The 15,775-nt window shown below is 41.2% G+C and carries 9 protein-coding genes and 1 other annotated feature; of the genes, 1 reads left to right on the top strand and 8 read right to left on the bottom strand.

Going from position 1 to position 15,775, the window contains the following annotated elements; all coding sequences use genetic code 11:
• Positions 1 to 3: 3 nt before the first annotated feature.
• From AK825_RS08240 to AK825_RS08200, 8 genes are all read right to left on the bottom strand, one after another.
• Complete coding sequence (locus tag AK825_RS08240; RefSeq protein ID WP_068036172.1) at positions 4 to 1,587, bottom strand: DUF11 domain-containing protein; 1,584 nt, start codon at positions 1,585 to 1,587, stop codon at positions 4 to 6.
• A 53-nt stretch (positions 1,588 to 1,640) separates the two neighbouring features.
• The gene (locus AK825_RS08235; protein ID WP_068036170.1) at positions 1,641 to 2,105 is read right to left on the bottom strand and encodes a hypothetical protein; all 465 of its coding nucleotides are present in this window, start codon (positions 2,103 to 2,105) and stop codon (positions 1,641 to 1,643) included.
• 217 nt (positions 2,106 to 2,322) lie between these two features.
• On the bottom strand, positions 2,323 to 4,479 hold the full coding sequence (locus AK825_RS08230) for a hypothetical protein (RefSeq protein ID WP_068036168.1): 2,157 nt from the start codon (positions 4,477 to 4,479) through the stop codon (positions 2,323 to 2,325).
• Positions 4,480 to 5,050: 571 nt separating this feature from the next.
• Entirely contained in the window at positions 5,051 to 6,430 is a 1,380-nt protein-coding gene (locus AK825_RS08225; protein ID WP_227514155.1) for a DUF11 domain-containing protein, read from the bottom strand.
• Positions 6,431 to 6,561: 131 nt separating this feature from the next.
• A protein-coding gene (locus AK825_RS08220; RefSeq protein WP_149038742.1) for an IS3 family transposase occupies positions 6,562 to 7,781 on the bottom strand; the annotation gives its coding sequence in 2 pieces (ribosomal slippage) (positions 6,562 to 7,496 and positions 7,496 to 7,781; 1,221 coding nt in all).
• Positions 7,390 to 7,506, bottom strand: a sequence feature (AL1L pseudoknot). Its footprint overlaps the gene before it by 117 nt.
• Before the next feature lie 12 nt (positions 7,782 to 7,793).
• Positions 7,794 to 8,423, bottom strand: a complete 630-nt coding sequence (locus AK825_RS08210) for a hypothetical protein (protein ID WP_068036163.1) — start codon at positions 8,421 to 8,423, stop codon at positions 7,794 to 7,796.
• Positions 8,424 to 8,483: 60 nt separating this feature from the next.
• A complete protein-coding gene (locus tag AK825_RS08205) occupies positions 8,484 to 8,948 on the bottom strand; it encodes a hypothetical protein (RefSeq protein ID WP_068036161.1) in 465 nt (154 codons plus the stop codon).
• A 376-nt stretch (positions 8,949 to 9,324) separates the two neighbouring features.
• Positions 9,325 to 12,357: a DUF11 domain-containing protein gene (locus AK825_RS08200; RefSeq protein WP_068036159.1), complete on the bottom strand. Its 3,033-nt coding sequence runs from the start codon at positions 12,355 to 12,357 to the stop codon at positions 9,325 to 9,327.
• 579 nt (positions 12,358 to 12,936) lie between these two features.
• On the opposite strand from AK825_RS08200, the gene aceE reads away from it, so the two are divergent.
• Positions 12,937 to 15,756 carry a pyruvate dehydrogenase (acetyl-transferring), homodimeric type gene (gene aceE / locus AK825_RS08195; protein ID WP_068036157.1) on the top strand — a complete coding sequence of 940 codons (2,820 nt, stop codon included), beginning with the start codon at positions 12,937 to 12,939 and terminating at the stop codon, positions 15,754 to 15,756.
• Positions 15,757 to 15,775: the final 19 nt, after the last annotated feature.

Here is a 15,775-nt window from a genome sequence, read left to right as displayed (position 1 = left end):
AAATCACTCTCCGATAAAGTCGGGGCGGTTCATAGTGACACTTGAGTTCGGTGCCATACCAGTCCATGCTGCTCCGCCATTTTTGGGTACGGCTGTACTTAGATCATAATCGCCATTACCGTCCCGTGTGACTGTGTAGGTGAGGTTGGGAGTTGCTGGGTTGTCGTCAGCATCATATACCACCTCTACCGTGTTCGGTACTCGGGTGATTTGGTCGTTGGCACCTTCAGTGATAGTGAATTTAATTTCACCTACTTGATCGCCTTCAGTCTCTCTACCAGTATTTCTTATGACAGCTGAATGTGTAATCTGCGTCGTATCTGTCGTAGTAGTTGGTATCTCTTTAGTAGTAGGTGACGATATGTTAATAGCACGCTGGTTAGAAACTAAAGGTGCTGCTGAGTCACTACCAGTAGTTGTACTAACAGTACCGTCTGTAACTTCACTATCATCAGCAGCTGGATAGAAGTTACTGGTATTTTGTTTAGGGTCAGTACTATCCGTAGTGTCATAAATGATTTGGTTTTCACCAAGATTGAGAGTTATAGAGGCGTGGTTGATAGTTTTTTTAGGATCAGCAAGTGGTTCGGCTTGATCTTTTTGCACATCGAAGGTAATAGTGGCTGTTTCACCTGGTGCTAAATTCAATAAAGTAACTCTAATGCTATCGTTAGAAGTGCTAGTACCTTTACCTTCTCTACCCGGTACAATAGTGGCATTATTACTGACGCTTAAGTTCGGCTGATCTGCTAGACGTAAGCCCTCTGGTAAACCATCGAAAACAACGATGTTGTTGGCATTGGCAGCATAAGGTGCAGTCTCATCGTTACGGACAGTGACGGTATAAGTGACCTTCGATGTTGGATCATTTAGGTTTAGGGTGCTGCTTACCTTACTGGTAATTTTAAATACAGCTACCTTAGTAATACTGTTATCGATATTGGTTAACGTCGCCTTAGTGGTATCAGCACCTGTGAAGAAGTCGCTGACTGCTGATAACGTTAAATTCTGTGAGTTGCCGCCAACGTTCCCTGCTGTTTTTGCTGAAATTAAGATCTCAGCGCGCTCATTAGGTTTAAGTGTAATGTCAGTGTTTTGAAAAACGGTACCAGTAACAGTAGTAGTGCTTTTTACAGAATTATCCGCATTATAGATAATGTAAGTGACATTGGTAGCGTCTAGATCATAAGAGCTTGCATCTTGCGTACTACCTGGAATAGTACCGCCCTGAGCTAAGTTAAGCTTATAAGTATCTTCTACGTTACCTGAGTTGGTTAAGATATGGTTAAAGGCAACACGACCTTTCGGGGTCACAATGATGTTGCGGTTATAGTCATCGGCAGCATTATCATCAGTAGTTGTAGCCGTTAAACTGAAGGCTGCACTTTGCGTGATGTTAACAGTTACAGGATTAGACTGAACCGCAGTTTGCGCAACAGTGCCTATTTTATACGTAGCACTGGCTATGTTTTTAATGGTAGGAGTCGATGCGGCTATTGATTCAGCTGCATTCGCAACATTAGTCATGCCAAAAGCCGCTGCGATACCGACTGTCAATACTGAGTACTTAAAGGTGCTGGATTTCATCCAGAGATTCTCCTGAGTAAAAAAATGAATAGCTAAGGTCAAAGTTAAAAGGTTTAGTTGACAGTGGTATTAAGTGATACATCTGCTGATTTTTTTGCAGGAAGTAATTTAATATTCCAACGAAGAGCTTTGTATTCAGATAATGGAACTTTGACGACTTTGCCATCTACTTTACGTACAAGCGGCATATCAGCATAATTTTTGCCATCGATAGTTGCTTGTGCGCTGTTTGGTTTTGCCTCGCCAGTAAATATCATGCTGGCAGGAATAGGGAGAGTCACAGCAACATCGCTAATAGGCTGATCAATGACATTGGTATAAGTAGCGCGGTACTGTACGGTCTCACCCTTCTGAGCATTTGATGCTGCAATGTAGCTGACCTTGCCGTCAGCAGTTTTTACAATCTTATTGGCCTGTAGCTCCATTTTTAGAGCATCTGCTGCGTACGATATATTGATTAAGCATGCAGATACTGCAGTGGTGATAAGAGCGTGGCGTAAAAATTGAAATAATTTCATATCAAAATCCTCAGTTGGGTAAATTCTACGTGCAATATCCTTGCCAACCTACATAAAAATGTGAGTACGAACAATGGTTTGCTAGTAAAAAGTGCAACAATTTTTTGTTTTTTATTCTCACAGAGAACCGATAAATAGTCACCAAATAACCGATAAATGACGTTTACGAGTTCCTCAGTGGGATGTGAATTACTTAAAAAATCAAAGCCTTAGTCATTTAAGGGTTTGTATTTTTAGAGCCATATTTAGTATTAAAGTATAAAATTGCCTTAGTTGGCTCCGTTGAAGATACAGACGTTTTTAATAAATCAAAGGCATCAGAAATAATTACACCGTTTACGCCTATAGGTGCTGATGTATTAGTGCTTCTGAATACTGATGAAGGGTTTCCTAACGGTCTTGGCAAGTTAAATACAGACTCGACGGGCGTACGCTGTAAAGAGTCGTTAATTTTAACTTCATTCAAGTCAACATGACCACGATTGTAAGCTTCTAACTTATAAGCGATACAGTTTCCTGGCTTAACATCATTGGCTGGATTGATACTAAAACCTGTAGTCGGCTGACTAGTATTAGTGATGCTAGAGTAGTTAAGCGTGTCATTACAGGTATGTACATACTGGAGCTTTTTGAGTACCAACGCTGTGTTGTCTGCTTTTACTTCACCAAAATCAAGATTGCGTGTGACATCACCTGAGCTGTTCTTTTCAGTTTTATAGTTATAGACGTTAGCGACTAGCGCGACTTCTTGAGTATTAATAGTCGTATCTTCACTATAGTCCCAAGGGTTTGGTTCAGTTTCGACTAGACAAACTTTTGATCTACCTACAAGGGTGTTTGGGCTGACGCTGAAACTATATCTACCTAAACTTGCTGCAGCACTTGAGACGGTTTGCGGATTGGGTGAAGTGGATACGATATTGTTGCCATTGCAATCAGTGAGACTGATACGTAAGTTAGGGTCATAGATACCTGATTCATTGCTATCAAATACACCATTATAATAATTACCGTTACCTGTAAAGGCCGCAGAAATATCCTGCTTAGTACTGGTGCTAGCTGTGATACCGCCATTGTCATTAAAGACGATACCTGCAAAGGTATAATTCGATGGGACACTAGCAGATGGACTGTTAGTAATAGTACAAGTGATCTCGTCGCCATGAGTGGCATTGGATATAGTAAATGAGCGAGTTTTGGCAGACGCGTTATAAGTCATCGCAGTAGTAGGCATGACGGTCGTACTACCATTCGTAGCGTTGTTGCAAGTGTAAGCCGCATTGTAGGCAATGATATCGCCATTGTTTTGATTGTTCGTAACACGCTCAATGATCGTATAAGTCGTACTGGTTGCAAGCTCTACGACACCGCTATTATCATTAGTAACAACTTGTCCTGAGCCAGTCGTTTCAAAAGTCTTGAGTGATGTTGTGGCATTGTTGATACTGATAGAAAACTGATCGCGATTGATATTAGTATCATTGACGCGATTACCATCAAGCTGTTTTTTAACAATAATTTTGGGAGGAGCAAGACAGAAGTAAAAATCTGAATAGCCAATAGCATGGGGACTATTTCTTTGCGTCAGCGTATTGCTATGCTTTAGATTAAGAAAAACATCAGCAATGTTATAACTCCAAGCTGCATCAATAGTACATCCTCCCGTACCGCAGTTCAGTCCTTCACGAGCTTTTACGATATCTTTAGCAGTATTGATAGTGTGAAAATTAGGATTAGAGGTCAGTTGTCCTTTCTTAGCAGAAACATCAACCTGTTCGATATAGGGCACTTGCCCAGAGCTGCCAGTCGAATCCAAATCTTGTATTTTATAACCAACTTTACTCACTGATCGATTGATACTGATATCTAAAATATGGTTGATTTTGGTAGCAGGAGAGTCGTGAACTAAATTCAGCGCTGATGTAGTAGCGCCATTGATAGATCCATAAAAGGGAGGCGTACCACCATAGTTATTATTTAAGTCTAAAAGTAGGGGGAAGTTTATTAAAAAAGTCTTATTACCGGAGGTCTCTACAAACGTAAAAGTATTGGAAGGATTGCCTGTCGTCCAGCTGAGAGCTTGAGAGTTTATAGGGCTATATGCTGGCGGGCTTGCTCCAATATAGTACATCTTATGAGTAGCTGGGCAGCTGCCTGCCGTAGAGGTTGGGGTAGATGATGGTAAGAATGGGTTAGCGTAGACATTTTGACTGCCTATACTCATTCCAACGAACAAGAGAGTAGATATAGTTAGGCCTAGTACTAACTTGATGTCTGTATGTCTTTTGGAGGTGGCACGGATGTCTGTATGTCTTTTGGAGGTTGCACGGATGTCTGTATGTCTTTTAGAGGTTGCACGGTTGCTTTCTTGCATCTTATTCCCTCGGAACTAAATTTACTCTAAACATCACAATGTAGAATGGTTAAAGCGCTTATACCGTAAGCGGTAACTAAAGCATGACTAAAGGCAAAAAATCACCGAATTTAGAGTGGAATGTGCAAAATATATGCCAAAAATTAAATATTTAGGCAAATTGGGATTAATTGAGAACAAATCAGATAAGGCATGTCATCATTTAAATTACAAGATTTAAGGTAAAAAATCATTACTGAACAAGAAAGAACTATCGAGTATATGGAGAGAGTGACAAGGTTTTTGACGATATTTAGCAGCAATTTAATCCTTCGAGAGCCACTGAATGTGTAGATGTGCTAGTTAATGACAGGCCTTAGATAGACTCATGCTGTATGTGCAGGAACTATTTAAGTTTTATCTTTAATGAAGAGTGTATTGTAGGCAATGAAGAGTTTTAGATGTTGGTAAAAGCTGGGTAAAAACTGGCATTAGAAAATTAAAATTGGAGCTACCTTAATACGTGATTAAAGTAGCTTCCCAAGTTTTAGATATACGTCCTAAGTTTTAAATAAAATATATGAAAATAAAGTTAAGGTTGGTTAGTACCTGTTTGAGAAATCTTCGCAGAGAATTTGATAGTCGCTTTTGACTGCGGTGTTAATGTTGCAAAAGTACCTTCAACTAAAGGCGCAACAGTTTGGTTAGTTGCTGTCGGGGTAGCCGCGAAGTCATTTCGGTAAGTGACTTTACTGGCTAAAGTATCTGATAATGTAACATTGGTGATATTTATGCCGCTACCAGTCTTAAACGTATTGGTTGCTTCAAGCTTGTAAAATATACATTGCTCAGGCGTTGCAGGAGCAGTATTTTGAGACCAACTTGCATCAGCAATGCCACCTATCGCTGTCGTACATGCAGCGACTGCTTGGTATTTGACTAGATTGATACCCTGCATCGTAGTAGTCGATGTGGTGTTGACGTTAACGGGTGCTGGTGTACCGGCTACTGAACCTTGTGGCAGCACGGCAATCGTCATAGTCTCAGAGTTACCAAGATTATTCGTGGCACCTGCAAGATTGCTACCTGATCCATTGGTCGATACCTCTACACCGATTTTAACGAATTTAGTCGGTGCTATACCACTGGGCGCAGCTTTGTTAAGATCGTAGTTACCGTCTGTATCTGACGTTAAAATAATATCACCAGTGTCATATAAACCATTGTCATTTACATCTGCAAATACCCGTGTAATATTAATATTAGGATCGTCTGGATTGTTAACTGAAGCCGCAGTTGGCGTCACTTTAAATTTGACTGCGTTTGCAGTTGCTGCTTCAGTGACATCGGTACCGTTGTTCGTAATGGTATAGATATAAGTGTTGTTGCTACTAACTAATGCCACTTCTTTATTTATACCGGTACTGATGGCGATAGCACGAGTCTGATTACTGGTAGTGACTGTAGCATTACTATTGTTATCTTTACCCTTATAATCAGCAGCTGTCGTATCTTCATAAGTTTTCTCTGAGACTGAACTATCTGCTCCATCGCCTGAGCTATCGACAAGATCGAAAGTACCATTGTCCTTAGTACTATCTTTTACGACTGCATAGTTGGTGATGTTAGTACCAGTAGCAGGTGTAGTCGTATCTTTCTTAGCACGGAAAGTAATAGTAATGGTTTCGTTCATTTTTATGTCTTGAGCAGTAACAGTAACTTCTTTGCCATTAGTTGATATCACAGCGGCTTTAGCTGCACTACCACCAGTAGCAACTACAGTAGGCGCCTTATAGTTTGGTTCTGTAGATTGTATTGCCACAAGACCTGTCGGCAAGGTGTCTATGATATTTACTGCTGTACCAATTGCAGTACCTTCGTTTTTAATGGTAATTGTATAATCAACATAAGCATTGGCATTATTGGTATCGAATGTTTTGTTACCAAGGTTGGTGACAGCAGATTTCGTAATAGCGTAGAGAGGTGTAGCCGTAGTGGCATGATCTATATTAGACGCACTATAAGCAGCTGGCGTTCCTGTGTTCTTACCTTTTAAGTAAGCACTGAACCGCCCCGACTTTATCGGAGAGTGATTTACTTGAGTCAGGCAGCGATGCCTGACAGGGTTAAATTATCATAATACCGCTTTTCAAAATCAAAAGGTGACACATAACCAATCGTACTATGCAGTCGTGTTTTATTAAACCAGTCCACCCACTCAAGGGTTGCCAGTTCAACATCGTTCACACCAGTCCAGTTTTGCTTTAAATAATGAATCACCTCAGACTTATAAAGCCCATTGACCGTTTCAGCCAATGCGTTGTCATAAGAGTCGCCTGTTGTACCAACAGAGGCAATCACGCCAGAATCCGTCATTTTATCAGTATAGCGAATGGATAAGTACTGAACCCCTCGATCACTGTGATGAATGACATCTTTGGGATGGTTTCTATCTGCTATTGCTTGATTTAAAGCCGCCATCACCATATCGGTGTTCATACGATTAGATACCTTCCAACCAACGATAGCACGGGCAAACACATCAATAATAAAAGCGGTATAGACCCAGCCGCTTGTCGTCTTGATATAGGTAAAATCTGCAACCCACAGCTGGTTAGGACGATAAGCGCTAAAGTTACGATTGACTAAGTCATCAGCGCGCTTTTGGTCGTCACGGCTGTTGGTGGTAATCTTGCCTTTGCCACGCCAGACGCCTTGTAGGCCATACTGCTTCATTAATCGCTCTACGGTACACCGAGCAACCTTTAACCCGTCAGCTTTCATCTGCTGCCATACTTTACGCGCACCGTAACGGCATTTGCTGTCCTGCCAGATGCGTTTAATCTCGCTGAGATAGTAGTCGTCATGCTGACTGCGCAGTGAGCGTTTTTCAGGGTAGCTCTCCAAGTCTTTAGCACGGTGATAGGTTGATGGGGCAATCGGTAATACTCTACAGATCAGCTCGACCCCATAATTATTCTTATGATCGTCGATGAATTGAATCATGATTTTAGTCAGCGGTCGAGCTCCGCCTGGGCGAAAAAAGCGGCAGCCTTACGTATGATCTCATTGGCTTGCTTGAGCTCTCTGCATTCGCGTTCAAGCTCCTTGATGCGCTCTTTATCACTTTGCGCTTGCACCGATGCAGGAATAGTTTGATCGATGTGTTTTTTATGCCACGACCGCAGGGTTTCAGGCGTACAGCCAATCTTAGGGGCAATGGCTTGAATCGCTGACCATGTGGAGGGATAGTCGCCCAACGCTTCTATCAGCATGCGAACGGCGCGTTCTTTAATCTCAGGAGTGTAGGTTTGTTTTTTCATTGTCGTATTCTCTCAGAATGTTGAGTCTCCGACAATCCCGGGGCGGTTCACACTAGTAGCAGTAACTGTAAGAGAACCAGTTTTATTATTGATTCGTTCTACCGTAGTCAGTGCTTTGATAGTAATATCTGCATATTGATTAGGTGCAAGATCTATCGTACCACCGTTAGTTATAGTCACGGGGCTGCCTATACTTACTCCACCAGCATCCTTTTTCTGATAAGTGATGGTAGTGCTAGGAAGGCTATAATCAAAATCATCATCTGCCGCATTATCAATATTAACTGTATAAGTATCATCAACGTTACCATTGTTAGTAAGTTTATGAGTAAAATCTACTGTTGAACTGGCTTGTGGATTAATCGTATCGTGATTGAAGTTATCGTTAGGAGTGGTATCAGCTACAGTCGCGATTAAACTAAAAGAACCTGTTTCAGATACATTTACAGTCACTTTGTTTGATTCAGCGTTTTGTTGCGTAGAGTTGCCAGCGACGGTATAAGTGGCAGTGGCTTTGTTTTCAACGTCAAAAGTACCAGAAGTGCCTCCTGTTGGCGTAGCAGAGTTGGCCAAACTAGTCACGCTCATAGCGGCTACAACACCGACAGTTAATACTGAATATTTGAATATATTAGACTTCATAAATTAGTTTTCCTAAAAGTGTCGCGCAAAGTAATCAAAGTTGTTAATTGATAAAGGTTATTAATTAATAATGGTATTAAGAGATACGTCTGCTAGTTTGTTCGCAGGAAGCCACTTAATATTCCAACGAAGTGCTTTATATTCAGCCAATGGAACCTTGACGACTTTGCCGTCTACTCTGCGCATAAGCGGCATGTCCGCATAGTTTTTGCCATCGATTGTTGCTTGCGCACTTTTTGGTTGTGCTTCACCAGTGAATATCATGTTTGCAGGTATCGGCAAAGTCACAGCGACATCGCTAATAGGTTGATCAATGACGTTGGTATAAGTAGCGCGGTATTGTACGGTCTCACCCTTTTGAGCATTTGATGCGGTGATATAGCTAAGCTTGCCATCAGCGGTCTTTATAATTTTATTAGCTTGTAATTCCATCTTTAAAGCGTCTGTCGCCTGTGCGCTACTGAATAACGCAGCAGATACCATCATGGTAGTTATAAGTTTTTTTAGATAAAGTCTAGCTTTCATGATTTTTTCCTTTCTTCCTTTACCCTAATCAACCAGTCAAAAAGCCTCAATGTAGGGCAAATACAGAGTGTCTAAACACAGTAGATTTACGGCTGCACATTTCTGCAGGCAAATATAGTACTTACACTTTATATATATAAAATGTATTTTTATTATGTTAGCGATATTTGTATATTACTTATGTGGAATATAAAGGTAAAACTCGGTCAGTGCGACTAAAGTCAGATAGGTGGAGTTTTGAGATAGTTAAGCGGTAAAGGCTGAAATTTAGCCTTGTTTAAGTTTTTATTATCAATCATACAATCACAGGTTTGTAGTTAAAATAAGACCAGCTTGATCAGCTCAAGCTAATTAATCTAATATCTAACATTAGCAACTACTTGGACTGTGTCGAACCATATTGAGTATTAAAGTAAAAAATACGTTTCTCTTTTTTGGGTAAAGTAGCGAATATAGTAGTAATCGTGCCGTTCTGACCATTACTTAGACCATCGTTAAAGACGCCAACCGTTCGTGCGGGTCCTGCTAATACAGAGGTAACCGTAGGATCTGCTGGATTGTTAGGATCTTTACGCTGTAATACGTCTTGCATCACAAAGTTATCGATAGCGACATTTGAGCGATTGGTAGCAGTGATCTTATAGGCAATGCATTGGCCTGGTTTGACATCTGTACCTGCGCCTGTAGTAGAGCTAGAAAGAGGGTTTTTACTGTAAGTTAAGCTAGCAAAGTTAGTAAATTTACAGTCATTGGCCGCTTGTTCTTTTTCAAGAACCAGCGCTGCATTGTTGGTAATGACTCTACCAAAGTTGTTATTTAAATAGTTATAATTGTTTGCTATTAGAGCAATGCTTTGCTTTTCAGTAGTCGTACGAATAGGGTAAGCAGGGCTGCTATTGTTATTGCTTTCGATAAGACATACTGAGCCAACACCAGCCAATGTGGTACTAGCTACAGTGATTTGATATTTCCCTATATTACTACCAGAGTTCTCTGCAGCTTTTGTAGCATAGACAGTACTGGTATTGGTGCAATTCACCAGACTAACTGTACTACCCGCTATACCGCTCTCAGAGGGGATGCTAAATAATCCGTCAAAGTAGTTAGCATTGTTATATACACCGCTGTCTATAGTAGCGTTTCTGATATCCGCTTGAGCTTCAGTGATACCACCATTGTCATTAAAAACCGTTCCTGAGAAAGAGTAGGTTGCTGGACTATTGGTGATGGTACAAGTAATCTCATCGCCGTAAGTAGTACCAGAAATAGTGAATGAGCGAGTTTTGGCAGTAGCATCATATTTCATTGCGGTAGTCGGTATAGTAGTGCCGTTTGTCGTGGCATTAGTACAAGTATAAGTGGCGTTATAGTTCGCGATATCGCCAAGCGTCGTCCCATTCATAACTCTTTCAGTAATCGTATATGTTGTGCTTTCTGCTAAACTTATGACGTTGCTACTACCATTAGTGATCGTTGCGCCTGTGCCAGTTGTAGTAAAACCATTGGCTGCTATTGATCCACCCGTCACCATAATCTCAAACTGATCGCGCTGGCTGTCTTTGTCATTCACACGTGTACCGTTTAGTGCTTTTTTTACAACAATTTTCGGTGGTGCAAGACAAAAGTAAAAGTCTGAGTAGCCCATCAAGTGATTACCAGTCGATTCTGTGCTAGATGCTCCAGAATAAGTATTACCATGAGTTACTATAAAAGGGGTATTTGCCGATTTATAACCCCAATCTACATTGAAGTTACATGAGTTGGAGGTGCTACAGTTGTTCCACTGAGTCCCTGACACAGTACTACCAGACTGTGTTAAATAATTACTGCGTAAGTTGGAAAACAGTCCGCCAGAAGTAAGAAGTGAGATTGACTCAACATACTTGCCAGCCTCATTAGAATCCAAATCCTGAACAACAAACCCATATTTTGAGACAGGTCTGTCTATGACAGCGGTTAGTTTGTGATTGATTGCAGCACGTTGGCTACTATGGAACATATTGAGAGCATTCTCCGTTACGCCAGGATCACTACCATAGCTTGGATAACCAGAAAGCAGATGTGTAGTCTCAGAAAAAGCTAATTTAAATTTAATGCCGTTAAAAGTGTATTCGTTACTCAAACTTCCATTTGCCCAGCTTACATTTGAAGGTTGTATAGCGCCAGCAGGCTTATTTCCTCCAAAGTAATACATTTGATGACCACTTGGACAAGTGGCTGGTGTGGTAGTCGAGCCTTCGTCAAATGTTGAGTTAACTGTGTTGCTATCACTTGCACTTTTGGTGGCCAAATTTGCATGACTGATGGTAGCTATATTAGTTACAGTAGCGCCTGCAGACGCAGTCACATGAGTAGGCACAATAATGCTGTAGCTCTTGCCGACAGGAATAGATGGGATCGTAAATCCTGTCCCTTCTAGTTGAGACACTGTCGGTACGGTAGTACAACTATTGGTAGTATCTGTCGTGTCACATGTGATGTTGGATTGTTTGCTGAGTCCGGCAACGGCAGCATCTTTTATAGTTACGTTGTTTAAGGTAGCACCACCAGTATTGATGATTTTAACGATGTAGTTAGTCGTGTTGTTAGTGCCGATGCTATTTATACCGTCAGTCTTAGAAATTTCATAAGACAAAGGCGGGGTATAACAATAATTATCTACTCGAAAATCTATATCCTGATTTGAAGGTTTCCTAACTTCGTCAGTATGGCCATAGCTTATTACTACTGATTGTACAGGTTGTGCAAACGAGATAGAGGCTTGACACTTGGTGTCAAGTTCGGCACTACACTGTGTGTTTTCCGATGAGAAAAATGTGTTTCCAGAATTTGTTACATTGGAGCCAGTGAATGTCTTGCCAGCAATAATATCACCGCTCGCAGTCTTACCAGTAATCGTTACTTGATCACTCCAACCTCTACCATTATTAGTATTAGGAATGCTTCTATCAATATCGAAAATACTTAATGCAACATTGCTTAGATAGAAAGGAGTAGCGCTGCTAGAATTCCGAAAGCTAAGGGTTATAGCAGTCGTTGTTAAATTGCTATCATTACCAGTTTTATCGATATGAAGGTAATTACTTCCAACCGAAGGCGTAACTGTAGAGTTGTTCGTTTGCGAAATATTCATATTGACACTGAGTGGTATGGTATTCGCAGGTGTGCCTACTACTGGTACATAACTATTGTTGTTGTAGCTCGATAATAAATTAGGATAGTCATTATCTGCAAATTTGCCTTGGACAGTGCCAGAAGGACAAGTAGCCCCAGGATTAGATTCAAAAGCAAAAGATGAATTGCTGAACAATAGTAGTACAGTAATGCTCATTGAGATTAGTGTTTTCTGTAAAGCTCTACTCAATAAAGATGAGCCTCGCGAACCTAAAAAACATTGAGCTTTGTGCATACGACTATTCCCAAAATCAGCTATTTACCACGATGGTCAATAGTTAAGCAGGTTTTCACAAGCTTACTGGTAGAAGATGTTAGGTAGTAAGTATCACAAAAGCCAGTTTAATATTACCAACGGTCATTTTGATATGATAGAGAGAATATAATTATTTAATGAATAACAATAGTTTGTTAATACGCGCTATAAATATTACATTTAGCTTTGTCATTTTTAAAAAAACTAATCGCTATTTATCTACGAAATACTTGTTATGTTGTCATTTCTCTACAGCCATAAACATTTGAGTCATAAGAGCCTATAATGAACGACTGTAATTATTTTATGATCATATATACAGATGTTACTAGTATGATCAGCAAATGGCTTTGACAAATTAAAGTCACTATGTAGCCAATATCATAATTGTGCTTATTAGTCACTCAACTGGCATAATATTATCTCTATTACCGCGTAAGACAATGGAATGCTTAAGCGTAGCAAGGACGTCGTAAAGTAGCCCGTTATCTCATTACACACTATTAAATAACACCCTACCTTTAGGTAGGAATGACTGATATAAAAGGACGAACAAAGATGAATTACTATAAGGATGCTGATAGCACCGAAACGCAAGAATGGTTGGAAGCTTTTGAATCTGTCATTAAGCATGCTGATAAGGATCGTGCACAGTTCTTATTAAAAGCGCTATATAATATGGCCGTACAGGAAGATCTACCTTTTAATCGTTTAGACACTGCCTATATCAATACCATCGCAGTAGAAGATGAGCCGATGTACCCTGGTGATTTGGCTATCGAGCGCAAGATTCGCGCTTTGATTCGCTATAATGCTTTGGCAATGGTGATGCGCGCAAACAAAAATGACGATGACTTAGGTGGTCACTTAGCGACATTTGCATCAAGTGCCACACTGTATGAAACTGGTTTTAACCATTTTTTCCGTGCGGCGAGCGATCATTTCGGCGGTGATATGATTTATTACCAAGGTCATTCAGCACCGGGTATTTATGCGCGCTCTTATCTAGAGGGTCGCTTAGACGAGGAGCAGTTAGATAACTTCCGCCGTGAAGTAGGTGGCAAAGGTTTATCAAGCTATCCGCATCCGTATCTGATGCCTGACTACTGGCAGTTCCCAACTGTTTCAATGGGTTTGGGTCCAATCATGTCAATTTATCATGCGCATGTGCATCGCTATATGGAAAACCGTGGATTGCTTGAGAAGGAAGGTCGCAAGATTTGGACGTTCTTAGGTGACGGTGAGACGGATGAGCCAGAAAGCTTAGGTGCAATATCACTTGCTGGTCGTGAGAAGCTTGATAATTTAATCTGGGTCGTCAACTGTAATCTACAGCGTCTTGATGGACCAGTACGTGGTAATGGTAAGATTATTCAAGAGTTAGAGTCTGTGTTCCGCGGTGCTGGCTGGCGTGTGATTAAGGTCGTTTGGGGCGGTAAGTGGGATAGTTTACTGGCTAATGATGATACTGGTGTTCTTAAATATCGTATGGAAGAAGTAGTTGATGGTGAGTATCAGCTATATGAAGCTCGTACCCCTGAATTTACCCGCAAGGAGTTCTTCGGTAAATATCCAGAATTAGAAGAGATGGCAGACGCCTTGTCTGATGAAGATATTTCACGTTTAAATCGTGGTGGTCATGATCCGATGAAAGTCTATGCCGCTTTTAGTGAAGCGATGAAGACGAAAGGTCAACCTACAGTTATTCTTGTCAAAACAGTTAAAGGCTATGGCTTATCTGCTCAGACCCAAGCCGTTAATAAGTCGCACCAAGTCAAAAAACTAGATCAAGAAGCCCTAATGTATTTCCGTGATCGCTTTGATTTGCCATTTACTGATGAGCAGTTAGAGACCCTACCGTTTTATCGTCCTGAGGAAGGTTCTGCGGAGATGAAGTACCTAAAAGGGCGCCGTGAAGCCTTAGGTGGTCACTTGCCGAATCGTCGTAGTGGTCACATTCCACTGAACATTCCTGAACTGTCTATGTTTGATCGTGTACTGAAAGGCAGCAACGGTAAAGAGCAATCTACCACTATGGTGTTTGTGCGTTTGCTATCAGCAATGCTCAAAAATAAAGATATCCAAGATCGCGTCGTTCCTATCGTACCTGATGAAGCACGTACTTTTGGTTTAGAAGGTATGTTCCGTCAACTAGGTATCTATTCTGCTGTTGGGCAAAAATATACACCAGAAGATAGCGAAGCCTTGATGGGTTATAAAGAAGCAATCGACGGCCACATGTTAGAAGAAGGCATCAACGAAGCAGGCGCGATGAGTACTTGGATTGCGTTAGCAACAAGCTATTCTGTGAATGCGTTACCGATGATTCCGATGTATATTTACTATTCAATGTTCGGTTTCCAGCGCATCGGTGATCTAGCATGGGCGGCGGGTGATTGTCAGGCACAAGGCTTCTTATTAGGAGCGACAGCGGGTCGTACAACCTTGAATGGCGAAGGCTTACAGCATCAAGATGGTCATTCGCAAATCTTATTTAACGTTGTACCGAACTGTGTAACTTATGACCCTTGCTTTGGTTATGAGCTAGCAGTAGTTATGCATGATGGCCTACGCCGCATGTATGGCGAAGGCGAGCGCGTTTATTATTATTTAACTTTAATGAACGAAAACTATGAGCAACCTGCGATGCCAGAAGGTTGCGAGGAAGGTATTAAACGAGGCATGTACTTGCTTGAAGATAATGGATCAATACAAGTTCAGCTGTTGGGTTCTGGTGTTATCTTACGTGAAGTACAAAAAGCGTCGCAGATATTAAAAGACGAGTTCAATATTTCGTCTAACGTATGGAGCGTGACTAGCTTTAATGAGCTGACACGTGATGGTATGGCTTGTGATGATTACAACCGTCTGCATCCTATGGAAGAAGAGAAAGTATCATGGGTGACCGAGCAGCTTGCCCCTCATGAAGGTATTGTAGTCGCCGCAACTGACTATATGCGTAACTACTCAGAGCAAATCCGTGGTTGGTTACCAGATAATCGTCCTTATACTACCCTAGGTACAGATGGTTATGGTCGTTCTGATACCCGTGAAAACTTACGTAGCTTCTTCCACGTGGACGCCGCTCACATTGTGGTAGCAACGCTCAAACGCTTAGCTGATGAAGGTGAAGTTGAGATGCGCCTTGTAAAAGATGCTATTTCAAGCTTTGGCATCGAAGTGGACCAGCCACCTGCATGGCAGCAACAACCTCATTATGATCATTTCCCAGATGCGCCAGCACCAGCACCTGATAACGTTAACCCGAATCCTGTACCTGAGTTTGTCGATGAAGATGATGATGAAGTCAGCACTGAAGGCCGCGCTGAAGATAAAGCCGATGCCAATTTGCTCAATGATGATGACATCAAAGAATGAGATTCACAAAATAAGACAA

It is taken from the genome of Psychrobacter sp. P11G5 (assembly GCF_001593305.1).
GTDB lineage: Bacteria > Pseudomonadota > Gammaproteobacteria > Pseudomonadales > Moraxellaceae > Psychrobacter.
This window is presented reverse-complemented; position numbering and strand designations above follow the sequence as displayed.